This is a genomic window from Nonlabens sp. (genome assembly GCF_039941875.1).
GTDB lineage: Bacteria > Bacteroidota > Bacteroidia > Flavobacteriales > Flavobacteriaceae > Nonlabens.
The window spans coordinates 1-25,976 of sequence record NZ_JBDVDQ010000019.1; the positions used below are offsets into that span (position 1 = coordinate 1).

General features: G+C 35.0%; 21 protein-coding genes. 14 read left to right on the forward strand and 7 right to left on the reverse strand.

Features of this window, described 5'->3' with window-relative positions; translation table 11 throughout:
• Positions 1 to 246: 246 nt before the first annotated feature.
• From ABJF08_RS11525 to ligA, 4 genes are all read left to right on the forward strand, one after another.
• On the forward strand, positions 247 to 723 hold the full coding sequence (locus tag ABJF08_RS11525) for a GNAT family N-acetyltransferase (RefSeq protein WP_348116373.1): 477 nt from the start codon (positions 247 to 249) through the stop codon (positions 721 to 723).
• A 10-nt stretch (positions 724 to 733) separates the two neighbouring features.
• Complete coding sequence (locus ABJF08_RS11530; protein ID WP_348116374.1) at positions 734 to 883, forward strand: hypothetical protein; 150 nt, start codon at positions 734 to 736, stop codon at positions 881 to 883.
• A 116-nt stretch (positions 884 to 999) separates the two neighbouring features.
• Complete coding sequence (gene prmC, locus ABJF08_RS11535; protein ID WP_348116376.1) at positions 1,000 to 1,851, forward strand: peptide chain release factor N(5)-glutamine methyltransferase; 852 nt, start codon at positions 1,000 to 1,002, stop codon at positions 1,849 to 1,851.
• A gap of 126 nt (positions 1,852 to 1,977) precedes the next feature.
• Entirely contained in the window at positions 1,978 to 4,035 is a 2,058-nt protein-coding gene (gene ligA, locus ABJF08_RS11540) for an NAD-dependent DNA ligase LigA (protein WP_348116377.1), read from the forward strand.
• 154 nt (positions 4,036 to 4,189) lie between these two features.
• On the opposite strand, the gene ABJF08_RS11545 is transcribed toward ligA, so the two are convergent.
• From ABJF08_RS11545 to ABJF08_RS11560, 4 genes are all read right to left on the reverse strand, one after another.
• On the reverse strand, positions 4,190 to 5,557 hold the full coding sequence (locus ABJF08_RS11545) for a spondin domain-containing protein (protein ID WP_348116378.1): 1,368 nt from the start codon (positions 5,555 to 5,557) through the stop codon (positions 4,190 to 4,192).
• Positions 5,558 to 6,251: 694 nt separating this feature from the next.
• Positions 6,252 to 7,118 carry a DUF5777 family beta-barrel protein gene (locus ABJF08_RS11550; protein ID WP_348116379.1) on the reverse strand — a complete coding sequence of 289 codons (867 nt, stop codon included), beginning with the start codon at positions 7,116 to 7,118 and terminating at the stop codon, positions 6,252 to 6,254.
• Entirely contained in the window at positions 7,108 to 7,659 is a 552-nt protein-coding gene (locus ABJF08_RS11555) for a YceI family protein (protein ID WP_348116380.1), read from the reverse strand. The genes ABJF08_RS11550 and ABJF08_RS11555 overlap by 11 nt, the downstream gene beginning before the upstream one ends.
• Positions 7,652 to 8,038 (reverse strand): hypothetical protein, encoded by a 387-nt coding sequence (locus ABJF08_RS11560; RefSeq protein WP_348116381.1) that lies wholly within the window; start codon positions 8,036 to 8,038, stop codon positions 7,652 to 7,654. Before ABJF08_RS11560 ends, ABJF08_RS11555 begins: the two co-directional genes overlap by 8 nt.
• A gap of 186 nt (positions 8,039 to 8,224) precedes the next feature.
• On the opposite strand from ABJF08_RS11560, the gene ABJF08_RS11565 reads away from it, so the two are divergent.
• Positions 8,225 to 9,367: a LytTR family DNA-binding domain-containing protein gene (locus ABJF08_RS11565; protein WP_348116382.1), complete on the forward strand. Its 1,143-nt coding sequence runs from the start codon at positions 8,225 to 8,227 to the stop codon at positions 9,365 to 9,367.
• A 111-nt stretch (positions 9,368 to 9,478) separates the two neighbouring features.
• Here ABJF08_RS11565 and ABJF08_RS11570 read toward each other — a convergent pair whose 3' ends face one another.
• The 3 genes from ABJF08_RS11570 to ABJF08_RS11580 form a co-directional block, all read right to left on the reverse strand.
• Complete coding sequence (locus ABJF08_RS11570) at positions 9,479 to 10,762, reverse strand: ammonium transporter (RefSeq protein ID WP_348116383.1); 1,284 nt, start codon at positions 10,760 to 10,762, stop codon at positions 9,479 to 9,481.
• A 222-nt stretch (positions 10,763 to 10,984) separates the two neighbouring features.
• Positions 10,985 to 11,911 (reverse strand): metallophosphatase, encoded by a 927-nt coding sequence (locus ABJF08_RS11575; protein ID WP_348116385.1) that lies wholly within the window; start codon positions 11,909 to 11,911, stop codon positions 10,985 to 10,987.
• A gap of 21 nt (positions 11,912 to 11,932) precedes the next feature.
• A complete protein-coding gene (locus tag ABJF08_RS11580; protein WP_348116386.1) occupies positions 11,933 to 12,730 on the reverse strand; it encodes a 5'-nucleotidase in 798 nt (265 codons plus the stop codon).
• Positions 12,731 to 12,784: 54 nt separating this feature from the next.
• Between ABJF08_RS11580 and ABJF08_RS11585 the strand changes: the two genes are divergently transcribed.
• From ABJF08_RS11585 to ABJF08_RS11625, 9 genes are all read left to right on the forward strand, one after another.
• On the forward strand, positions 12,785 to 13,297 hold the full coding sequence (locus tag ABJF08_RS11585; RefSeq protein WP_348116387.1) for a hypothetical protein: 513 nt from the start codon (positions 12,785 to 12,787) through the stop codon (positions 13,295 to 13,297).
• 1 nt (position 13,298) lies between these two features.
• Positions 13,299 to 14,177, forward strand: coding sequence for a 4-hydroxy-tetrahydrodipicolinate synthase (dapA, locus tag ABJF08_RS11590; RefSeq protein ID WP_348116388.1), 879 nt, complete (start codon positions 13,299 to 13,301; stop codon positions 14,175 to 14,177).
• A 78-nt stretch (positions 14,178 to 14,255) separates the two neighbouring features.
• Positions 14,256 to 15,068 carry an outer membrane protein assembly factor BamD gene (gene bamD / locus ABJF08_RS11595; protein ID WP_348116390.1) on the forward strand — a complete coding sequence of 271 codons (813 nt, stop codon included), beginning with the start codon at positions 14,256 to 14,258 and terminating at the stop codon, positions 15,066 to 15,068.
• Between the two features lie 2 nt (positions 15,069 to 15,070).
• Positions 15,071 to 15,397, forward strand: coding sequence for a DNA-directed RNA polymerase subunit omega (locus ABJF08_RS11600; RefSeq protein ID WP_348116392.1), 327 nt, complete (start codon positions 15,071 to 15,073; stop codon positions 15,395 to 15,397).
• 13 nt (positions 15,398 to 15,410) lie between these two features.
• Entirely contained in the window at positions 15,411 to 16,619 is a 1,209-nt protein-coding gene (gene coaBC, locus ABJF08_RS11605) for a bifunctional phosphopantothenoylcysteine decarboxylase/phosphopantothenate--cysteine ligase CoaBC (protein ID WP_348116393.1), read from the forward strand.
• The gene (locus tag ABJF08_RS11610; RefSeq protein ID WP_348116395.1) at positions 16,594 to 17,496 is read left to right on the forward strand and encodes a DUF4835 family protein; all 903 of its coding nucleotides are present in this window, start codon (positions 16,594 to 16,596) and stop codon (positions 17,494 to 17,496) included. Before coaBC ends, ABJF08_RS11610 begins: the two co-directional genes overlap by 26 nt.
• Positions 17,497 to 17,580: 84 nt before the next feature.
• On the forward strand, positions 17,581 to 19,260 hold the full coding sequence (gene recN / locus ABJF08_RS11615) for a DNA repair protein RecN (protein ID WP_348116396.1): 1,680 nt from the start codon (positions 17,581 to 17,583) through the stop codon (positions 19,258 to 19,260).
• 30 nt (positions 19,261 to 19,290) lie between these two features.
• Positions 19,291 to 20,097 carry an SDR family oxidoreductase gene (locus tag ABJF08_RS11620; RefSeq protein WP_348116397.1) on the forward strand — a complete coding sequence of 269 codons (807 nt, stop codon included), beginning with the start codon at positions 19,291 to 19,293 and terminating at the stop codon, positions 20,095 to 20,097.
• Between the two features lie 181 nt (positions 20,098 to 20,278).
• Positions 20,279 to 25,849, forward strand: coding sequence for a choice-of-anchor J domain-containing protein (locus tag ABJF08_RS11625; protein ID WP_348116398.1), 5,571 nt, complete (start codon positions 20,279 to 20,281; stop codon positions 25,847 to 25,849).
• The last annotated feature ends 127 nt before the right edge of the window (positions 25,850 to 25,976 follow it).

Here is a 25,976-nt window from a genome sequence, read left to right on the forward strand (position 1 = left end):
CGTCCTGATTCAATTTCTTCTACTACTTGAAGCTTAAAAGAAAGCGAGTAGTCTTTTTGGGTACGTTTCACATAACCAATGTTTATAGGTGTTTTCATTACACTAAGATTTTAGTGTATCGCTATTCTAGGACGGGACAAAAATAGAAAATAAAAAACCTAATAGTGTTTTAAGAAGTAGGTGATGAGATTCTAATAAATTCATAACTCTAGATATTATTTGGAAAGGGAACTTTAAATTCGCACTATGAAAATTCGCAAAATTTTACCTGAAGATAATCAAGCTATAAAAGAAATTATCCAAGAGTCTATCCTAGAACATGGAGCGCCTAAAGTAGGAACTGCTTACAGTGATGCTGCAACGCAAGCTATGTATGCGCAATACCAAAAACCGCGTAGTGCATATTATGTATTAGAGGTAGATGGTGTTGTATTAGGTGGTGCTGGTGTTGCTCCTTTAGATAATTATAAAGGGAATGTGAGTGAGTTGCAAAAAATGTATTTTAAACCAGAAGCTCGCGGAAGGGGTTATGGTAAAAAAATGATGATGACCTGTCTAGAGTACGCAGCTAGTTTAAAATTTGAAAGCATTTATCTAGAAACTATGGATAATATGTATGAAGCCCAGGGATTATATAAACACGTAGGTTTTGAGTTATTAAAAGCGCCACTAGGCGATACAGGGCATTTTTCATGTCCAGTACAAATGTTGAAGAGGTTTTAAAGAACATTAAATGTTAGAAATTTTGTTAAGAATTCTCTTCTGGCCATTGATTAAGATATTTTCATTGTTATGGGATATGTTAGATATAAGTGTGTCTGTTAAGGAAGGTATTGATAAAAATAACGAGCCTCATGGTAAGGATGGGCAACCTATGAGTTAATGATTTACAAGTGTTGATTGATAATATTTGTACATTAAAACGATTATAGTTTATATTACGTGAGAGTTTACTTAAATATGGTAAAAAAGGTTTAAAAATGCTTTTACCTTTGTCGGATGACTTTAAATCAATTCAAGCTTCTTTATCAAGAGCAGCTCGCTCCATTATATCCAGAAAATGAAATTCACAGTATTTTACAGATAGTCTGTGAAGATTTGTTGAATTGGTCTCGATCTGATTTTTTAATCAATGATAGAGAAGAGATGAGTCATCTTCAAGAAGAGATTCTCCATAAATCTTTAAGAGAGTTGCGTACTTCAAAGCCAGTTCAATACATAACTGGAAAAGCTCATTTTTACGGGCATGAGTTTATGGTGAATTCGGATACTTTAATACCACGTCAGGAAACGGAAGAGCTGGTACACATGATTATCGAGAATCATAAAAAAGATACCTATCTCAACATAATTGATATAGGTACAGGAACTGGTTGTATAGGATTATCGCTTAAAGCTGCTATGCCTAGTTGTAGTGTGACTTTGATGGATGTTTCTAGTGAGGCGCTAGAAACTGCACAAGCTAATGCTGTTCAACTTAAAATACCTATAAAAACTGTTTTACAAGATGTACTAACTTTAGATGAATTACCAGAGCAGTATGATGTTATAGTAAGTAATCCGCCCTATGTTAGGAATTTAGAAAAGCAAGAAATTCATGATAATGTTCTAGAAAATGAGCCTCATCTGGCCTTGTTTGTAGAAGATCATGATGCTTTGATTTTTTACCGTAAAATTTTGGAACTAGCTCAAAAGGCCTTGAAAAAAGAAGGAGTTTTGTATTTTGAAATTAATCAATACCTACCAGAAGAGATGAAGAATCTAGCGACAAAATTAGGTTTTGAATCTCAAGTGTATAAAGATTTAAACGGTAATTATAGAATGATGAAGGCTCAAAAAAGAGAACTGTAAGAATTAAATGAATTGTTGATATCGTCTCAAAATAGTGTTGATATCATACTGTAAAGAATTAATAAATAAGCGGCCCTTTTTGTATTTTAGAATCTTATAATTAGAGCAATAGATAGCACGTTTTCTATGAGTCCAAAAGAACAAATACAATCCTTGCGCGATGAATTGCGTGAACATAATTTTAACTACTACGTAAACGATAATCCTACTATATCAGATTTTGAATTTGATAAGCAGTTAGAGCAGTTAAAAGTGTTAGAGGCAGCTCATCCAGAGTTTTATGATGCAACGAGTCCATCAGTGCGTGTAGGTGGAGAAGTGACAAAAAACTTTCATACCATAAAGCATATTAACCGTATGTACTCGCTCGATAATTCATATTCATTAGAAGATTTACAGGATTGGGAAACGCGTATTAAGAAGATAATCGATGGTGATATTCGGTATACGTGCGAGCTCAAATACGACGGTGCGAGTATTAGTTTGCATTATGAAAAAGGCAAATTTGTACAAGCCGTAACTCGTGGCGATGGAAATCAAGGTGATGAAGTAACTGCAAATGTGCGAACGATTAAGTCTGTACCATTGCAGTTAAAAGGTGACGATATTCCCGAGAAATTTGAGATACGTGGTGAGATTGTATTACCATGGGATGGATTTCATAAAATGAATGAAGAACGTGAAGCGCAAGGCTTAGATTTATATCGCAACCCTCGCAATACGGCTAGTGGTAGTTTAAAATTACAGGATAGTGCAGAGGTTGCAAAAAGACCGCTGGACTGTTTATTGTACTCACTGGCAGGGAATAATTTGCCTGTAAAGACACAGTATGACTCCTTAGAATATGCTAGAAAATGGGGTTTTAAAGCTCCTAAAGAAAGTAAGTTAGTTGATTCTATAGAAGAAGTTTTTGAATTTATTAATCATTGGGATGTGGCAAGAAAAGAATTGCCTTATGAAACAGATGGTGTAGTGATTAAAGTGAATTCATTAGATCAACAAGATGAGCTTGGATTCACTGCCAAAGCACCTAAATGGGCAATGGCGTACAAATTTGCTGCAGAGCAAGTTTCTACTAGACTAGAAGAAATTACTTATCAGGTAGGTCGTACAGGATCGATAACACCAGTCGCAAATCTAGAAGCGGTTGAGATTTCTGGAACTACCGTGCGTAGAGCGAGTTTGCACAATGCTGACCAGATTGAAAAGTTAGATATAAGAGTAGGTGACGAGGTATATGTAGAAAAAGGAGGTGAGATCATACCTAAAATAGTAGCCATAGATTTATCAAAACGTCCAGCAGATTCTGTTCCTACAGTCTATGCGACACACTGCCCAGAATGTCATACAGAATTAGTGCGCAGTGAAGGAGATGCAAAACATTACTGTCCTAATGAAATGGCGTGTCCACCGCAGGTAAAAGGACGTATACAGCATTTTATATCTCGTAAAGCAATGGATATAGATGGAATAGGTGCTGAAACGGTAGATCAATTAGTAGAGGCTCAAATGATTCATAATTATGCAGATTTATATGACCTAACTGTAGAGCAAGTGTTACCACTAGATCGTATGGCGCAAAAAAGTGCCGAAAATATGATCAATGGAATAGCTGCGAGTAAACAAGTTCCTTTTGAAAGGTTGTTATTCGGTTTGGGGATAAGGTATGTAGGAGAGACTGTGGCAAAAAAACTAGCCAAACATTATAAAAATATAGACGCACTTATAAAAATGCCTGCCGAGCCAGAAAAGAACGGCTTAGATCTTTTTGCTGATGTTACTAGTGCGGCAGATAAGAAAATCGAAGAACTCACTTCAGTGCCAGAAATAGGAGAGAGCATAGCTAGATCACTTGTGGAATTTATACAGGACGATTATCATATTGCACTCATAGATCGATTAAAGACAGCTGGATTACAGCTGGCATTAAGTGAACAGCAACTAGAAGGGCAAACAGAAAAATTAACCGGAAAAAGCTTTGTTATTTCTGGGGTATTTCAAATGTCTAGAAATAATCTTAAAAAACTGGTAGAAGATAATGGTGGTAAAAACTCTAGTTCTATATCTAGTAAAACAGATTTCCTTATACGCGGTGATAAAATGGGGCCTTCTAAGCTCGAGAAAGCAGAGAAGTTAGAGATTACTATGATAAGTGAACAGGAGTTTCTAGAAATGGTAAAATAGTCTCTGTTTATTGATTTAAAGAAATCTATTTGTTTTAATTCCGCTTTCGCGAAAGCGGAATTCCTTATACCATTTACCATAAAAAAAAGACGCTCCATCACAGAGCGCCTTTCCAAACTAACTAATCAACCAAAACTTACTTACTTATTTGTTATTAGTTTACTAATTCAACGGAAACTTCTATTAAATTATATCCACCTCTTTCTTCTCTATGTTGAGTTACACCAGCTGCAGAGCTTATAACTCCTTTACCGAATTGTACATCTTCTAATGATGTTACTCTTCTTACATTTGTATTAGAATCAGCGGCTACTGGATTGTTACCTCTCATAGGTTGTCCGTCACCTAAACCTACGATTTCATCTACTTCAGTACCTGAGTCATATAAGTAGTTTTTGTTTACATCAAAGGATACTTTAGGGCTACCATCTGCATTATATAATTCAATACCAGCCTGGTTATTAGAAATGAACCAGTCATTTGAAGATACTAACATAGTTGCAAAGTTTAAACGCTGTCCTTGTGTTGCTTCAATTTCAAAAGAAAAACTTTCTCCTGGAGCTAATGGTGCAGTGCTACGTTGTGCTGTTACATTTTCCATGGCGTTTAAATAATCAAAAGCTATTTGAGAATTACCATCTTCGGCAAGCTCTTCTAGACCATTTACAGCATTGATAGGTTGATTATTTGTAAATAAAGGAGTTTGTTCACCATCGTGTACATAAGCCACTGCAGGAGATAATACAGACATAGAAGATGATAATCTTAATGGTGCACCTGCTGTTCCTGCCTCGGTAAACCAGTCGTATACTGCTGCTGGAGAACCATCTTCTGCTAAACTTTCAAACCCATTATTGTTAAGTGCTTCTCCACCTATGAATAATGCGTTATCTAATGTGTGCACTACTAAAATACCAGGAGTTACAAATCCAGGATTGTGTAAGGATTCTCTATTTGCTTTTGTTATAGTTAGAGTAAATTCTCTAGCAGTAGTATCATAATCTAAACGTGCTGATAGGTATTGTAAGATGTTACGTCCTGTATTTCTTACCGTATTATCATCATCTGCAGGTCCAGTATTAGGAGCTGCTTGATTAGGGGCTGTGTTAACCGTGTTAGGGAAATCTGTTAAGAAGGCTTCATCTTCTTCACTTCCTGCATCCCATACTATAATACGGTCAGATATATCTCCTGTAAGTGGAGTAGTTCCATCCCATAATTTAATACCAGTACTGCTAGGAGCAAAAAACCAATCGTTACTTTGTGCGAACATGTTTGCAAAGCTCAGGTAGGTTCCTTGTGTTGCTTTAAAGGTGGTGGTAAATTGTTGTCCAGTCATGGTTAGTGGAGCGTCACCTATTTTCTTTACACTTACATAATTGATAGCGTTACGCAATGTTAATCTAAATGTGTTTGTAGTTAATTCAGGAGTAATATCTTGATTGATACTATCATCATCTGAAGAACAAGAAGCTAATATTGCTAATACAGCTACCGATAGGGTTAAAATGGTCTTTTTCATTTTTAATTATTTAAATTGTTATTATTATTTGTTGTTGTTAGACAGTGCAAATATGTGGGTGTTTTGAGGCTAGAAAAACTTTTTATGAGTGATAGGGAAATACAACCACTTAAAATGAAAAGATTAGATTGTGTTTTTAAATATCTGAAAATCAGTATAATGAGTTATTTAAATATGTTTTTTTGCTCCTAAAAGTGAAATAATCACTTTAAAAGTGAAATCAGGAGTCTGATTTTTAAAATGAAGATCTTTTTAAAATGAAATTATCTTATGAATTGAATCTAACAGCTACAAGAAAATGCGGTTATTATCTAAAAAATCTTGTTCATATGAGTTAGGTTAACATAAAAATTGAGTAGAATAGTTTTTCTAATATGTTTTACCACTAGAGAGATCTATCTAATCATAAAAACCTAATAGTAGATGAGTGAAATGACCTTTTGAGTTTAAAACATTTATAAAATTTAAAGTTTATCGGAGAATAAAATGAGATGATAAATTCTTATTTATAAATTATGTTGCTTCGTTAATTTTAATAAAGCTTTACACGATAGAAAAGGTGATAGAGAGATGGATCTGTGAATGAAACCCTACTTACCATAGAGTAAATAGGAAGTACAGGTCAAAGGATAGAGGCTAATAATTCTTAGCTATTAAATATAAATTAACAAATGAGAAGGTTTTATAAAGAAATCTAGAGTTGAAAAGTATAAGTGGCTCTAAACCCAAAGGTCATATTTCTATTTCTCACGTTAAACTCCAGTTGATTATTAGTAATAAAGAGATCCTCAGAATAAGGCCTGCTATTAGTAAGCATAAATTGTAGTAAAAGATCACTTACTTCCCAATTTGCTCCTAAAGAAAAAGCATCAAAAGTCTTTATAGATTCTAATGGATTAATTTGATAGAAATATTCTGAGAATAATTCAACATGTGATGATAACTTATACCTACCACTCACTCCTATAGCAAACTGATTTGTAGGGTCTACTTCAAATCTATTAGAACCTCTATGAATAAAAGTAGGACTTAATTGAGCGGTAAATTTATCATCCCATTTATGCGCAACTAACAGTTGACTGGTGTAAGCTAGTTTTTCACCAAAACTTCCTCTGGTAGTTGTAATATCAAAAAACTCTGATTTATAATTTACGGTTTGTACAAAAGTAAAACTCAACGGCAGTTTATCATTATTGCGTTGTCGTTTTAATCTATATTTCCCAAAGACGTTTGCAGCCGTCATTAAAGTGCTGATAGAAGAGCCTGCCGTTAAATTATCTGTAAAAGCATAATCAAGTGCAAATGTGGTACATATTTGATCCACTAAAAAGCCACTACTTTCCTCGTTAGGTGTATTCCAGTATCGCTGGCCTATAGATAATTCAAATGTGTTACGATCTCTAGTCTCTATAGAATGACCTAGACCTATGCGAGTACCTTTAAATGAAAGCGTTACCGCAGTAGTGTCAATTTGCTGTGATGTTAAAACATCTAATAAGCTTTGCGCATTTCCCAATTGAAAAAAAAAGAAAAAGACAATTAATCCTAGGCTATTTTTCATTTAGTGAATGTATTAGATTAAAAGAAACCTTGATATTGTCTGCGATATTAGGTCTTAAAATTGGAGGGATATTAATTTTATAATCTTCTACCATCAGCTGTGTTTCACCACTTATGGTAATATTATTATCTATTTTAGAAATTTGAGCTTTAATTTCTACAGATTTTGAGATTCCTCTCATTGTAAAATCTCCTTTAATGATTCTAGTCTGTATTCCATCAAAATTTTTGTCATAATCAATGATCTTACCGGTAAACGTGGCTTTGGGGTGTAAATCAGATTCAATGTAACTTTCATTAAAGTGCGATTGCATCAGCGATTTTTTAAATTCAAATGCCTTCATTAAAATGGATACAGCAATTTCATTTGTTTCTACATCAACTATGCTATAAACTGTATTATTTGATGCCTGAATGTTTTCAACTGTTGTATACGAGAAAAAAGTGACTTGACCTTGTTTTGTGATAAACTGCTTTTTAAGTCTGTCATCTTGTGTGCTATTAAGCAGCAATAGTATAAATAAAATGGAATATTTAATCATAAGTATGATCTAACAGCTCGCAATTTAAAAGAATTAAATCAGATAATTTACCTTTATATATGCCGCGTATTTTTACTTGTTCATTAATCTCTATTTTTTTTGTTTTTACTATTTGATTTTCATTGAGTTGACATAATATATTTTTTTCATTACTACCTTCTAGTAACAGCGCATATTTGTTGTTTGCAGATAGTTTTTCTTTTACGGTACCATAAACAACAATAGACTTATCTATTAATGAGTCATGCACGGTTGCTTTATCGACTAGTTCATTTGACGTCAATACAACGTCCTCGTTAAAGTTGGTGTAATTATATGCTATAAAAGCAACCATTACTATAATTACTGTAAAACTTATAAGTTTAACTTGCTTGTTCATTATAATTATCTATGTAAAAATTATATCTGTCACTGTAAAAATAGGATGATTTTGTATTTCTTTAAAAATTAATACTTTGTAAAGTAGTTTAAAAGGTCTAAAGTGAGAATTTATATTTAAAAATGATTTAATGTAATTTAGACACAAGTACAATTGCTTTTATATCTTTATAATTTTAATTTACTTATGTTTCTCACACCGTATAAAAAAATAGGTATTATAAATATAGTTATTGTATTTATAGTGTCTATAGTAGCAATTTTTCATTTGACTAGGCAAGAGATGATTACCGCTCTAGATGCACAATTGTATCAAACAGAAAATACTAATGCGCATATTTCTATAATTATAGGTGATATAGTTACAAACAATGTGTCTCCTTCACAAATACAACAATCGGTGCAGAAGGCTTTATCTCAAACATCTCATGAATATACATATCTAACCGTTTTTAATTGGTCTGGTAAAATTATTGCTCATCCAGACGCGGTAAAACTAGATGATGATGTGGATTATTACGATGCATCCATTTTAAAAAAAGATGATTCCTTTTCCATAGAAAAAATATACAGTGACCTAGGGAACTATAAAGAAGATCAGGTTATTAATATTTCATCTGTGATAAACACAGACTGGATTATAGCAACTCATATTAAAGTAAAAGCACTGCAAGAATTAAAAAATGACATCTTATTTAAAAATATTATTCTCTTTTTAATCATTGGTTTGATATTTACTATGTTAACATTATTAAGTTTGAGATATTTAAAATCAATATTTGAAAAAGAACTAGAAGAACGACAGTCAGAGATTTCTACAAGTGTTTCTAACATTGCTTCACTCAATAAAAACCTAGAACTACACCAAGCGAGTCTATTACACGAACTTGATAAAGTTAAAAAAGGAATGAAAGTTAATATTCCACAGCAATCACTAGAATCCAAAGCGACAATAGTTACTGATCAAACAGAAATCCAAGATGCTGATAATTATAAATCTCGTGTTTTAACCTATGTACGCAATGAACTGGTTTCTCTAGCTAGTGAAGATATCGCGGTTATATATGTCGATAATACAATAACTTATTTCTTAAGTTTTAACGGTAAGAAATCAACATCTAATGAGAGTTTAGACACTATTTATACTTCCTTAAACCCTAAAATATTTTTTAAAGCAAATAGACAATTTATAGTCTCCATAACAGCTATTGATAGGATATCTAAATACGGTAATAGTCAACTTAAGTTAAAAACAAAACCAGAAGTAGAACATGAAATTATTGTAGGGAAAAATAAAGCAGCTTCCTTTAAAAAATGGCTTAATATTTAAATTTTACACAAAATTACTTTAGCTTATTTATGAGTAAAATTGGAGATTATTAAAGTGGTTATATTTAGTTCCGCTTTCGCGAAAGCGGAACTAAAATCTATTTTTCATCAATTAACTTACTTCTTCTCCGTGCTGACTTGCGTCTAGACCACGTTCTTCTTGATCGTCTCTTACTCTTATAGGTATTAATAAATCTACAATTTTGTATAGCGCAAGACTACCAAAAAAGGTGAATATAGAAACGCCTATTAATGCGATGACATGCCACATTAGCGTGTCTGTCTCGCCATTCACAAATCCTACTTCTTTTGCAAATACAGCGGTAAGAATCATACCTACTATTCCTCCGACACCGTGACTAGGAAAAACATCTAGTGTGTCGTCTATTCCTGTTTTTGAAAACCATGAAATAGCTAGATTACTAGTTATAGCAGCAAAGAATCCTATAAAAATACTTTGAGATATAGTTACAAATCCTGCTGCAGGAGTTATTGCAACTAGTCCTACTATAGCGCCTATACATGCTCCTACGGCACTCATTTTACGATTGCTGAATCTCTCATAAAACATCCAAGTAATCATAGCTGTTGCACTAGCAATATTAGTGTTGGCAAACGCTATAACAGCATCTGCATTTGCTGCTAGTGCGCTACCAGCGTTAAAACCAAACCAACCAAACCATAGTAAACCGGTTCCTAAAATAATATAAGGAACGTTTGCAGGGTCGTGGGTTATTTTTTTACGTTTACCTAAATAAACGGCTCCAGCAAGAGCTGCAAATCCTGCACTCATATGTACTACCGTTCCACCTGCAAAATCTAAAACACCTAAGTTGCGTAGTAAACCATCTGGATGCCAAGTCATATGGGCTAGTGGTGTGTATATGAATATGGTAAATAGTACCATGAATAATATGTAACTTCTAAAACGCACACGCTCTGCAAAACTACCAGTAATAAGTGCTGGTGTGATGATAGCAAATTTGAGTTGGAATAAAGCAAAAACTAAAAACGGAACTGTGCCTGCAAAGTCTGGATTAGGTGCTAGACCTACGTTTCTAAAATTGAAAAAGGTCATAGGATTTCCTATAATCCCGTGCCAACTTTCTCCAAAAGCAAGAGAAAAACCTACTAGTACCCAAACGATACTCACGACGCCTAGTGCTACAAAACTTTGTAGCATGGTAGAAATCATAGACTTTTTGTTCACCATACCGCCATAGAAAAAGGCTAGACCTGGCGTCATTAATAAAACGAATGCAGATGCGATTAACATCCACGCAGTATCGCCGCTATCTATAGCGCTCATATCTCCGTTTTCTGTATAAGGACTACTGAAGAATAAGCTGATTAATACTAATACTGCAAGAATAATGAAGTTGACTTTTCTGCCCATTTTGAAATTAGTTGATTTTTTTTCAAATATAGAGCTTCAATCTTAAATATTGTATTTAAATATGTGTAACCCTATTTAAAATAGGGTATAAGATTGATTTAAGTTGTTTTCAGGTTGTGATATGGTAATTTTAAAGGGGTAAAATTATGAATATGTTATTTTAATCTATTTAAAGATTGGTGTGCTCTTGTTTGTCGTTTTGGTTTTTATAAAAAGGTGTGTTTATACCTCATAAACAACATCTACACCTTTATCAATCTTCCCTTCTTTTAAATAGAAATCAATGCGACCTAGATTGATTCCATAACAGCCTACTTGATTTACCATAACATCTTTTCCGGCGGCATTCTTTACTATTTCAGGAGCATCTAAAAATGTATGTGTGTGTCCACCTATAATTAAGTCTATACCAGATGTAGCTGCGGCTAGTGTAAGGTCAGATACTTTGTCGCCTCTATAAGAATAACCTAAATGAGACATGCAAATTACTAGATCACAATTGTCTTCTTCTCTTAATAACCTTGCCTGGTCTTTTGCGATTTCAACAGGATCGTTATAGATCGTTTCTTTATACATTTTTGGATCTACAAGGCCTTGTAATTGTATTCCCACACCGAATAGACCTATGCGCACGCCGTCTTTTACGATAACCTTTCTCGATTTAATATGACCTTCCATTATGGTGTTGGAAAAATCATAGTTAGAAATTACAAAGTCAAAAGAAGCGTTAGGCAGTTGTTTGTAGAGTCCATCTATACTGTTATCAAAGTCGTGATTACCTATGGTAGCGGCATCATAACCCATCATGGTCATTAATTTTATTTCTAATTCTCCACCATAAAAATTAAAATAAGGTGTGCCTTGAAATATATCACCACAGTCTAGAAGTAATGTGTTAGGATTATCTTCTCTTACTGTATTAATTAAAGCAGCTCTGCGGGCTACACCGCCACGACCATCGTTGCGACCACCAGAAATGGGCTCGATATGAGAGTGAGTGTCGTTAGTATGTAGTATGGTTATTTTTTTAGTCCCAAGTTCTAATTCTGGACCTGCAAAGATGCCATTTGCAAGAGCGTAATTAGACCATAAAGCTGTTCCTGCTACAATTCCTGCGCTGGTATTGCGTATAAATTTCCTTCTTTCCATTTTATTTGCTTTGGGGTGAAATTACTTTAGGATGTCAAATCTGTTATCCCTCTTAAAATTTAACGTGTCTACTTTTTTAAAGTAATCGATAACGGCATTTCTTATTTTGTAATCTATTTTAGTGAGAGGTGCTCCTTTAAAAAAGCTCATATTATCACCACCACTATAAAGATAGTCGTTAGTTGCTACTGTGTACGTTCTATCTGTGTCTAAAGGTTTTTTATTTATAAGTATCGTGTTAACTGAGCCGTCTTTATTTAATAAAATTTGTAAACCATCTATAGGGTGCGCACTTTTACGTTCTATTAGGTAATTAATCATTTCATTAACCTGTTTGCCGCTTAATTCTGCAACAACTATTTCATTGTCAAATGGCATGATTTCATAAGCATTACGCATGGTTACCGGTCCGGCATTTAATCCAGCACGTATACCGCCATGATTAAGTAATACGATGTCTATGTTTTTTTCAGTTCTCGATTTATAAACAGGTTCTCCTTGCGTTCTCACTATAGCTGCCATCATATTGCCTATAGGAGTATTGAGCTTATAGTCATTCTTATGCATTGAAGTAGTGTTGTAGCTTATCTGCTCATTCATCTGTCCGTCTAAAGACTTTTTGAAAGGGGCGATAAAAGCCTCGATTTCTTCAGTGCTTTTTAAATTTGAGTCTACGGCTGTTTGATTTCCTGAGACTTTTTTAAGTTGGTACCCTTTCTGACTGCAGGAAACTAGAAAGATGGTGGATAATAATACCGCTTTCGCGAAAGCGGAATAATTAAATATCACCTTACTGTTTACTAACTTATTTTTTTTCATAAAGCTTCGTGCTATTGTGCTACTTTTGTGAAGTAGAATAAGTAGTAAAAGTACATGATTTTTGACGTTTTAAAAAAGCGATGGTTACGTAAAGAGTTCCTTAAATTAGAAAATAGTTTGAGAGAGCGCAGGCCGCACTGGCCTAAAACGCTAGTTGTGGTTTTTGATGCAGCTCAAACATCTGATATAGAGATTTTTAAAAAGTGGGCTAACACTTTACATATTCCTAAAGAAAATTTAACACTTCTAGGTTTTACTAAAGACACAAAGAAAGACAGTGTAGAAGGAGCTGTTTTATTTGATAAAAACCTTGTTAAATGGACTGGCGGTATTTCATCAGAAGATTTTAAAAATGTATTAGGTAAGTCTTATGATTTACAGATCAACTATTTTGAAACACCTAGTGTAATGACTCGGTATGTGTCTTTAAAGTTAGATAGTGGTTTTAAAGTAGGTTATCCTTCTCATGAAGAATGTTCTTATGATCTTGCAGTTAACGTTCCATTAACTAATCAAGAGCTATTTATCTCCGAAATTGCGAAATATTTAAAAATTCTTAATAATTAACATGCAAGATTTAATAGGTACCGGTGTTGCGCTTGTAACGCCTTTTAACGCTCAAGGAGCGGTAGATCACGAGGCATTGTCTCGTATTGTTAACCATCAAGTAGATAATGGTGTAGATTATTTAGTCGTGCTGGGTACTACAGGGGAAAGTGTGACACTTTCTAAAGAAGAGAAGCATGAAGTAATTAAAACTATTAAAAACGCAAATGATGGTCGTTTACCTCTAGTTATAGGGGTAGGTGGTAATGATACTGCTGTAGTAGTTAATGAGTTGAAAATGGCAGACTTAGAAGGTTTTGTAGCAGTTTTATCTGTATCGCCAGCTTATAATAAGCCTACTCAAGAAGGGATTTTTCAACATTTCAAAGCTGTGTCTGAGGCTAGTCCTTTGCCTGTAATTTTATATAATGTCCCTGGAAGAACAGGTTCTAATATGGCTGTTGAGACAGTAGTTAGGCTATCTCAATTTGATAACGTAGTTGCTATAAAGGAGGCTGCAGGAGATTTAGTGCAAGCTATGAATATGATACAGTATACTCCTAAAGATTTTCTGGTAATATCTGGAGATGATATGATTGCAAATGCTATGACTCTAGCTGGTGGAGCAGGTGTTATATCCGTAATAGGTCAGGCTATGGCACAAGATTTTTCTGATATGATACGTTATTCATTAAACGGAGATGTAGGAGAGTCTTATGAGTTGCATTATAAAATGGCAGCAAGTATAGATATGATTTTTGAACAAGGTAATCCTTGTGGGATAAAGACATTATTACATCATCTAGGTTTATGTGACGACAGCGTTAGATTACCACTAGTAAAAGTAGATGAAGACCTAAGTTCAAGATTAAAATCTTTTTTAGACCTATACGAGAATTAAAGTCATTACGTTAAGCAGTGTGAACGGGCTTTCTTTTTCCATAGAAAAAGTTACATTTGCAGCCCATTAAAGTTAAGTATGAAAAACCTTGTAATAGTATTAATTCTAGCCATAACCCTCGCTAGTTGTAGTTCTTATCAAAAAGCTCTAAAGTCAGAAGATAACGCTGTCAAAGTAGCCATGATAGATACATTGTTTGCAAAAGGGAAGTATGGAAAAAGTTTAATGCTTTTTGAACAAATTATACCAGCCTATCGAGGTACAGATAGCGCTGCGCCTATGGCTATAAAATATGCAAAGGCTCTATACGAAGATAGAAGTTATGTAAATAGTGCTTATCAATATGAGCGTTTTATACAATCTCATCCAGCAGATCCTAATGCAGAATTTGCTTTATTTATGGCTGCAAAGAGTCATTATCAAATGTCTCCTATATACTCGAAAGATCAAAATGATACGAATATAGCGCTTGCTAAACTGCAGGAGTATATTAATCTTTATCCTTCTGGTCAGTTTGCTGACGAGACTAACCTACTGGTAGACGAATTAAGGTCTAAGTTAGATAAAAAAGCATACGAGACGGCAAAACAGTACCATCACTTTGGTAACTTTAGAGGTGGTTATATTTCGGCTATTAGTGCTTTTGAGAATTTTATAGTAGATCATCCAGGTTCAGAGTATCAAGATGATGCTCAGTATTATCTGCTAGAATCTCAATATGAATATGCTATGAATAGTTTTTCTAACTTAGTTCCTGAAAGACTAGCCATTGCTAAGAAATATTATGATACCTTTGCAAAACGCTATCCTGATAGTGAGTATAAAGAAGATGCCGACGATATACACGCTAAAATAGAGGATTATAATTCAAAGAATACAAGTAAAATATAACAATGGATACTAAAAACCTAACAGCTCCTAACACGACTATTACTTATAACCGTGATGAATTAACTGCTCCTACTGGTAATATGTATGAAGCGATTTCTATCATCGCAAAACGTGCTGAACAGATCAATACTGATGTAAGAGAAGAACTTGTTGAAAAACTAGAAGAATTTGCTACTTACAACGACTCTCTAGAAGAGGTTTTTGAAAATAAAGAACAAATCGAAGTTTCTAAATTTTACGAGCGTTTACCTAAACCAGCTGCTATCGCAGTTGAAGAATGGTTAGAAGGTAAAATCTATTTTAGAGATACAAGTTCTACTGAAGGATAATTCAATAAAAATTATGTCTGTATTAAGTGGTAAGAATGTATTGCTAGGTGTAACTGGTGGTATAGCTGCTTATAAAACTACTTATCTAGTGCGCCTGCTTGTAAAAGCGGGCGCTGCTGTTAAGGTGGTTATGACCCCAGCTGCCAGAGAGTTTGTAACACCGCTTACCTTATCTACACTCTCTAAAAATCCAGTTTTAAGTCATTTTACAAATCAAGAAGATGATAATGATACATGGAATAACCATGTAGAATTAGGTCTTTGGGCTGACTTAATGATCGTAGCTCCAGCTACTGCAAATACCATGAGCAAGATGGTAAATGGTATAATAGATAATTTGCTGTTAGCTGTATACTGTAGTGCAAAATGTCCTGTGTACTACGCTCCTGCGATGGATCTGGATATGTATAAGCATCCTTCTACCCAAAAGAATTTTGATCAACTCAGTGCCTATGGTAATCTTATGATTCCTGCAGGTGATGGAGAACTAGCTAGTGGGTTGTCTGGTAAAGGCCGTATGGCAGAGCCAGAAGAGATTATCAATTTCATAGAAAATGAAATCTCAAGTAAATTACCTTTAAAAAATAAAACTTGTTTAATTACAGCAGGTCCTACTTATGAGGCTATAGATCCTGTGCGATTTATAGGAAATCATAGTAGTGGTAAAATGGGTGCTGCCATTGCGCTAGAATTAGCAAATCGCGGCGCATCGGTAAAGCTGATTATGGGGCCTAGTCATGTTAAGACAGATCATAATCTCATAGATAGGGTAGATGTGAAAAGTGCACAACAAATGTATGACGCAGTGCATTCCATGGTTACTACAACAGATATTGCTATATTTAGTGCAGCCGTTGCAGATTATAGACCAGCAAATCCTGTTGATCAAAAAATAAAAAAGAAGTCTGATACGTTAACTATTGAGTTAGTCAAGAATCCAGATATTTTAGCTAGTGTGGGAGCTATGGCTCAAAAACCATTTTTAGTTGGGTTTGCTTTAGAGACAGAGAATGAATTAGAGCACGCTTTCGCGAAAGCGGAAAAGAAACAAACCGATTTACTAGTATTAAACTCTATGAGAGATAAAGGTGCTGGTTTTGGTGTGGATACTAACAAAATTGCGATTATAGATAAGAATAAAAATGTCTCAAGATTTGAGACTAAACCGAAAACTGAAGTAGCAAAAGATATCGTAGATGAAATTATTAAAAGGATTTTATAGTTTTCTTGTTTTATTCTGTGCAGTGTTAACTGTAAGCGCTCAAGAGCTTAATTTTACTGTACAGGTAAATGCCCAGAATGTGGCACAGCCTAATCAGACTATTTTTACGACTTTAGAAACTTCAATGCAGGAGTTTTTAAATAATACAAAGTGGACAGATCAAAAATTTAAAGAGATAGAAAAAATTAATGCTTCTCTAGTTTTTGTGGTTACTAATTATGACAACGATAGGTTTAGTGGGAATTTTCAAATATCTGTTTCTAGACCAGTTTATAACTCTTCTTATTCTACTCCTATATTCAATTTTAAGGACAATGATATCGCCTTTGAATATGTGGAATATGCGCCATTTTTTTATAATGCAAATCAATTTGAAAATAATCTAATATCTCTCATTTCTTTCTATGCTTATACTACATTAGGTATAGATGCAGATACTTTTGAGCAAAGAGGTGGGCAGGAGTTTCACGAGCAAGCGCAAACTATTGTAAATCTAGCTCAAAGTTCTCAAGGAGTTACTGGATGGAAAGCTAGTGATGGGCTGCTTAGTAGATTTAGACTTAATGACGATATGCTTTCAGATACCTATAAAGAGTATAGAGATGTGATGTATGATTACCATATAAAAGGATTAGATGCTTTTTCTAAAGATTCTAAGACTGGTAAAATAAAATTAAAGAAATACATCATGCAATTTGAGGAGTTGCACAGTCGCAGGCCTAATAGTCTATTGCAGCGTACATTTTTTGATGCAAAGGCAGACGAGATAATGAGTATTTACTCTTCTGGACCGGCTGTAGATATAAGGAATGTAAAAAGCTCACTGCAAAAGCTAGCGCCTAATCAGTCTTCAAAATGGCGCAATATTAAGGTGTAAGCACTTTTTTACTTCCTTCTTTTTACCTAGATTTATGTTTTATAAACTGGTGGTTCTTTAACTGCTTAAATAGCTGTAAACAAATTGCTTAATCATATTCAAATAGAGAATTTTGCACTGATCGATTCGTTAGAATTAGATCTTCAAAATGGACTTACCATGATCACTGGAGAAACTGGTGCAGGTAAATCAATTTTATTAGGTGCATTAGGATTGATATTAGGTAACCGTGCAGATTTAAGTGCTATAAGAGATACTTCACGCAAATGTTTTGTAGAGGCTCAGTTTGATATTTCAGATTTAGAATTAAAGCATTTATTTGAAGAAGCAGATCTCGATTATGAAAACTTAAGTTTTTTGCGCAGAGAGATTTTGCCTTCTGGTAAAAGTAGAGCGTTTATTAACGACACTCCAGTGACTCTTTCTGTTATGAATAATATAGGTAAGCGTCTTATAGATATTCATTCTCAGCACCAGACATTACAACTTTCTAAGGATACTTTTCAGATAGAGGTGTTGAATGCGTTTCTTATTGAAAACACTAAGGACTCAAAAAAGCCTGCGTCCCAACTATTCAGTAGTTATAAAAATGAATTACTTGTATATAATAATGCAAAGAAAGAACTTAAGAAATTACAAGGTCAGGAAGCTCAGTTTTCTAAAGAGTTAGATTATAATAATTTTTTATTATCAGAATTAGAAGAGGCAGGCTTAGATCAATTAGATCAAGTTGCACTAGAAGAAGAGAATGAGCAGTTAAGTAATGTAGAGAGTATTACTGAGGTTTTTACAGAATTCAATAACGCAATTTCTGAGGATGATCTAGGTATGTTAGATAAGTTAAGGCATTTGCAAAATAATTTCTCAAAAATTAGTGAATACTCAACAGTGTATTCTTCTTTAAAAGATAGGCTTTCTTCTGTGCTTTTAGAACTAGAAGATATATATCAAGATTCTTCTGTAGAGGCAGATAAAATAGAGGCAGACCCAGAACGTTTAATTCAAATTAATAATTCTATAAGATTATTAGAAGATCTGTATAGAAAGCACCAAGTAGATACGGTAGATTCTCTAAAAGTGCTTAGAGATGAGCTGGCAGACAAAGTCTTTGTTTCTCAAGGTCTCGATAAAAAGATAAAACAGCAAGAAAAGAAATTGAATGATGCTGAATTAAATCTTACAAAATTAGGAGCTAAAATTTCTAAAGAAAGAATTCAGTACAAAGCAGCTTTAGAAAAAGATGTGTTGGGTATAGCTAAGGAATTAGGAATGCCAGATGCTCAGTTTAAAGTAGATATAACACCGTTAGGTTTTTATGGAGAAACAGGGATAGATCAAATACAATTTCTTTTCACAGCAAATAAAGGCTCGCAGTTGTTGTCGTTAGATAAGGCAGCATCTGGAGGGGAGCTGTCTAGATTAATGCTAGCCATTAAATCTATACTTGCTAGATGTAAAAGATTACCTACTATTATATTTGATGAGATTGATACTGGTGTCAGTGGTTCTATCGCTACTATGATGGCGGTTATTATGAAGTCTATGAGTGAGGGAATGCAAGTGATGGCTATTACACATTTACCACAAATAGCAGCGTCAGGAAATGATCATTTAATCGTAAAAAAAATAACAGAAAATAATAAGACAGTGAGTACTATTCAGCGACTTGATGAAGACGCAAGATTAGAAGAAATAGCCCAGATGTTAAGTGGTGGGACAATTTCTGACGCTGCGAGAGAAAATGCTCGTGCGCTACTCAATTAGTTTTATATATTTGCTACCTAATCAAGAATTATGGCTTACAATTTATTAAAAGGAAAAAGAGGAATTATATTTGGTGCTCTAGATGAGAATTCTATTGCATGGAAAACAGCACAATTAGCTCATGATGAAGGAGCTGCATTTGTACTTACTAATGCTCCTGTAGCTATGCGTATGGGGCAAATTAAAGAGCTTGCTGAAAAAACTGGAAGCGAGATTATTCCTGCAGACGCAACAAGTATTGAAGATCTTGAAAACTTGGTAAGTAAGTCGGTAGAGATATTAGGAGGTAAATTAGACTTTGTCCTTCATTCTATAGGTATGAGTGTAAATGTCCGAAAAGGAAATCTTTATACAGATCAAAATTATAAATACACTGAAAAAGGATGGGACGTGAGTGCTGTTTCTTTTCACAAGGTAATGCAAACGTTGCATAAGAATGATGCGATGAATGAGTGGGGAAGTATTGTAGCTTTGACTTACATGGCTGCGCAACGTACTTTTCCTGATTATAATGATATGGCAGATAATAAGGCATATCTAGAATCTATTGCACGTAGTTTTGGTTACTTCTTTGGTAAAGATAAGAAGGTAAGAGTAAATACTATCTCTCAATCACCTACACCTACGACAGCTGGTAGTGGTGTTAAAGGTTTTGATGGTTTTATAAATTATGCAGAAAAAATGAGTCCGTTAGGTAATGCGACGGCGCAGGATTGTGCTGAGTATACTATGACTTTATTTTCTGACTATACTAAAAAAGTTACTATGCAAAACCTTTTCCATGATGGAGGTTTTTCTAATACAGGAGTAAGTCAGGAAGTAATTGAAAAGTTCTAAATTTATATTTATTTTAAATTATTTAAAGCCTTATCATTTGATAAGGCTTTTTTGTGTTTTATCGCTTTCGCGAAAACGTAAATGTTAAATTGCTATTCAAATAATAAAATATACTATTAAGTCAATGTTAATAATACTAAAATCATTACATTAGAAGCTCAATAATTTAACCCAAAACGAAATGAGAAAAAAACTACTATTAATATTAGTGTTTTTAATTACAACAGTGTCTATGGCGCAATGTGATTATACACTAGAGCTTACCGATAATTTCGGGAATGACTGGGACTCCGGTGATAACTTGAGTGTAAATGCAGGTGTCGATGTGACCATAGCAGGAACGACAACAACTTATGTAATTATGGATCCAGCAACAGTGAGCGGTGCGCCAGCTGTAGAAAATTATACTATAACAGTCAATGATGGTGATTCTATAGACATTGATTATAGAGCTACATTTTTGTCAGGAGATGGTAGTTTTAGATTTATTGATTCTGAAGGTATAGAGGTTTATGCTACACCTATCAATCAAGCATCTATGATGGATATCTATGTTGGAACTGCTACTTGTCCTACATGTTTTGCTGTGACTATGTTGACATCCGATAATTTAACTGCTACAGGGGCAGAGATAGGATGGACAGCAACTGGTACAGAAACAGCTTGGGAAGTAGAGTATGGGCCAGTAGGTTTTACACCAGGATCCGGTACTGTTGATAATGCAACTACAAATCCTTGGACTATAGGAGGGTTGTCTGCGAGCACATCTTATGACGTTTATGTGAGAGCTGACTGTGGAATGGGTGATATAAGTAGCAATCAAGGGCCGTTGAACTTTACAACTACAGATTCCTGCCCAGTACCTAGTGCTTTTAATCCTGTAACTCAATCAGCAGATACTGTTCAGTTTACTTGGGATACAAATGGTAACGTTTCTAGTAATTATGAAATTGAATACGCACCCTCACCTTATGTACAAGGGGCAGGTGGGACAACTGTTCTTGGTTTTTCAGCTCCATTTGCTTCAGTAACTGGTCTGACATCAAATACATCTTACGATTTTTATGTAAGAATTGATTGTGGAATGGGTGATTTTAGTGGTTGGGCAGGACCTTATACTGCTTCTACATTGCAATCATGTCCAGATATTTCTGGAATTGCTTTTAGTAATGTAGATCAAACTAGTGCCGATATTGCATGGTCTAATGGTGGCACTGAAACAGAATGGGAAATAGAATACACTACAGATGCAGGTGTTAGTACTTTAGTTACTGCTACTTCTAATCCTTTTACATTAACAGGTCTTTCCTCTGGGACATCATATGATATTTGTGTAATTGCAGTTTGTGCACCTACTGATAGATCTACACCAGTTTGTGATACATTAATTACTCCAGCAAATTGTGGCGATGATATTTTTGATACAGGAGGTATGACTGGAGATTATCAAAATAACGAAAGTTATACGATTACCTATACACCTGATAATGTAGGCGATGTGGTTACCTTGAATTTTACTTCAGTTGATGTAGAGTCTTGTTGTGATACTTTAGAAGTTTTTAATGGACTTGATGTTACTGCAACACCATTTGCTACTGACTTAGAAGATCCAGCTATGTTTAGAGCAACTAATCCTGATGGTGCGATAACTATAAGATTTAGTTCTGATGGTTCTGTTGCTAGGGCAGGATGGGTAGCAGAGTATATTTGTGCAGCTCCTCCTTCATGTTTAGAGCCTACGAGTCTTTCATTTGATGGTTCCACTAATACTACTATAGATCTTTCTTGGATAGCAGGTGGTTCTGAAACAGAATGGAATATTGAGTATGGTGTTCCTGGTTTTACACCAGGAATGGGAACTGTTGTTAATTCTACTGTTAATCCAGTAACGATAACTGGTTTAACTCAAAATACGATATATGATTTTTACGTTACAGGTTACTGTGGTGTCGGTGATGAAAGTTTACAGGTAGGACCTGTTACAGGTATTACGCAATGTGATCCAGTTATAGCACCTTATTTTGAAGATTTCGAAACAGGGTTCACAACTACTACGAGTAATTTTCCTGGTACGGCAGATTATTTTGATTCAGAAAATTGTTACTCAGCAGTAAATTCTGCATATGCATGGATAGCTGCTCCAGGAACTCTAACTGGTTCAGGTAATACAGGTCCTGATCCATCAATTACAACAGGTAATTATTTCTATGCAGAGGGTTCAAGTGGAATCACTGGGGATGTTGCAGAGTTAAATACTGCTTCTTTTGACACTAGCGCATTGACTATTCCAGCCTTGAGTTTTGATTATCATATGGCTGGATCTGACATTGGGTCTTTAGAAGTTTTGGTAAAATCAGGAGCGAGTGAGACTCTAGTAGCTACAATAACTGGTGAACAGCAACTTGCAGACACAGATCCTTATATAAATTTCAATGTTGCATTGAGTGCATTTTCAGGTCAGACTTTTCAAATTGTTTTTAGAGCAATAAGAGGAACTAGCTTTGAATCTGATATAGCAATTGATAATGTTGCGATTGATGAAGCTCCATCTTGTCCTGCAGCTTTAGCACTTGCTGTAGATTCTTCTACGGTTGATAGTGTGAGTTTGTCATGGACTAATGGAGGTGCTGAAACAGCTTGGGAGATAGAATATGTAGATGCAGGAGCGGCTCAAGGTTCAGGTACTTTAGTTCCTGTAACAACTAACCCAGCAACTGTTACTGGTTTAGTTGCAAATACACCTTACGATTTCTATTTAAGAGCAGTTTGTTCAGTAGGTGATGAAAGTGCATGGTTAGGTCCTGTCACTGGAAGAACTACTTGCGTAGCATTTACAGTGCCTTTTACAGAAGGGTTTAATTCTACTAGTGCAACTCAGGATTGTTGGACCGTTTTAGATGAAAATGGAGATGGTGATCAATGGGATCTAAATTATGCATTTAATGCTAGTGAAGGAGATCAAGTGGCTGCTATCAATACAGATTTTAATGCTGGTGCAGATGATGATTATTTAATCTCTCCTGCTATTACATTAACAGGTGTTGATAGACTTAGATATGAATATAGAGTACAATCAAATGGAGAGCCTAACGAAATGGAAGTTTTAATTTCTACTACAGGTAATGCTGCTGCAGATTTTACTACAACGTTGGTGCCGCTTACATTGTATTCTAACGAAGCATATGCTGAAGAGGTTGTCGATCTTTCTGCTTATACAGGAGATGTTTACGTCGCGTGGAGAATACCTCCTACAACGACAGATGGATGGAGAATGTATATTGATAATGTACGTTTTGAAATAACTCCAGATTGTGATGAGCCTGTTATGATTGAAACTTCTGGATTTACAGTTTCATCAGCAGATATTGCCTTTACAGAAAGAGGAACGGCAACTTCATGGGAGATAGAATATGGTACTCCAGGGTTTACACCTGGTACAGGTACTGTTGTTACTGCAACAACAAACCCTTATACTTTAAGTGGTTTAACTGATAATACTTCATATGATTTTTATATTAGATCAGCATGTGCTTCAGGAGGCTTTAGCCCATGGTCAGCGACAAGTAATTTCCAGACAGCGTGTAATGCCTTTGCTGTTCCGTTTACAGAAACTTTTGATTCTACTAGCACGACAGAAGGATGTTGGACGGTATTAGATGAGAATGGAGATGGCGATCAGTGGATTTTAGATAGTACTACAACTGCAGCTGGTGATCAAGCGGCTTCTATTAATACAGATTTTAATGGTGGAGTGGATGATGATTATTTAATCTCTCCAGCACTTACTTTAACAGGTGCTCAGAGATTAAAGTATATGTATAGGGCTCAGTCTGCTGGAGAGCCTAACGATATGGAAGTGTTACTTTCCACTACAGGAACTGATGCTGCAGATTTTACAGCTACATTATTACCTGTTGCTATGTATGGTAATACTACTTATCAAGAAGAGATAATTGATTTATCTGCTTATACAGGAGATGTTTACATAGCATTTAGAATACCACCTAATGGAACAGATGGATGGAATATGTATATAGATGAATTTGTTGTTGAAGATTTACCTGCTTGTACAGAGCCTTCTGGCTTAAATGTGGCAAACGTAACTTCAGATACTGCAGACTTTTCATGGATTTCTGGTGGAAGTGGAGAGGCTTCTTGGGATGTAGAGATTGTTCCAGCAGGAACTACTCCTACAGGAGTTCCAACTGATGTAGTTACTAGTACTGCATATCTTGCGACAGGATTGTCTACTGCCACAGCTTATGACTTTTATGTACGAGCTGACTGTGGTAGTGGAACAAGCGTGTTTACTGGGCCTTTAAGTTTTACAACCACTGCTGCTTGTGGAGATACTATTTATGATACTGGTGGTTCAACTGGTGATTATCAAAATAGTGAGAGCTACACAATTACTTATTTCCCTGATAATGTAGGGGACCTAGTAACATTAGATTTTACATTGGTAGATGTAGAAACTTGTTGTGATACTTTAGAAGTTTTTGATGGAATAGATGTTACAGCTACTCCGTTTACTAATGATTTAGAAAGTCCTGCTACTTTTAGAGCTAATAATGCAGATGGCGCAATAACTATTAGGTTTACTTCTGATGGTTCTATAGCTAATGCAGGTTGGGAGGCATTATATACATGTTCTGCGCCTCCTTCTTGCTTAGAGCCTTCAAGTTTAGTAGTTGATGCAATATCTTCTACATCTGCAAATGCATCATGGTCTTCCTTAAGTGTTGCTACAGTTTGGCAAGTTGAAGTTCAACCTACAACTGTAGCTCAAGGCACAGCTGGTGCGGTATATGAAAATCTTACTTCTACAAATCCACAAGCAATTTCTAGCTTATCGGCACAAACCACTTATGATCTTTACGTAAGAGCTGATTGTGGGTCAGGTGATTTTTCAAACTGGGTTGGGCCAGTAACATTTACGACTTTATGTGATGTTGTTACCCAATATCCATACGTTACGGACTTTACAACTAATGTTCCTAACCAATGTTGGAACGAAGCTATTGATGGTGAGATTGTAGATGGTCCTATAGGATTAGGAAGCTCTGATTGGAGAGAAGGTAGGTCTTATGAAAATTCTGCAGGAGTAGTTGTGCCTTCTAACGCTATCAATCTTTGGCAAAATGTCGATAGAGAGTGGTTGATATCAGAGCAATTTGATATGTCAGGCTCAAGTAATGATGTGTTAACGGTAGAAGTAGCTGTTACTAATTTTGGTTTTGGTGGCTCGACAGCCGCTGATACGGATGTAATGGGTTCTGATGATCAGGTAGATTTATTAATAACTACTGATAATGGAATTACATGGACTTCGTTAATGACATGGAATCTAGCTAATCAACCTGCTGTTACTGGAACTAGCTCAACTATTGACTTGTCTAGTTATACAGGTACGGTTCAATTTGCATTCTTGGCTAGTGACGGAAATATAGATGACGCTGAAGATTATGATTTCCATGTGGGTGTTTTTGAAATTGATGGTGCTGCTAGTAATAACGCTTTCGCGAAAGCGGAATTTGTAATTTACCCTAACCCAGTTTCTACAACACTTTATGTACAAACTGATGTTTCTGTTAATAAATTGACTATTTATAACCTCATGGGACAGATTGTGAAGTCTAGAGAAATAGAAAATAGTGCAGAAATCAATGTTCATGAGTTACCTTCTGGTATATATCTAATTGAAATCAAAGGTGATGTTGCTGCTGAAACTTTTAGGTTTATTAAGGAGTAGTATTTATTAAAGTTTATTTTAAAAAGGGTCACTTAACGGTGATCCTTTTTTTTTTAACCTAAATTAAAGTCAGGTTAACGATAAATTAACAATTGTAGTTGGTTATTACATTTATTTATTTAGTTTA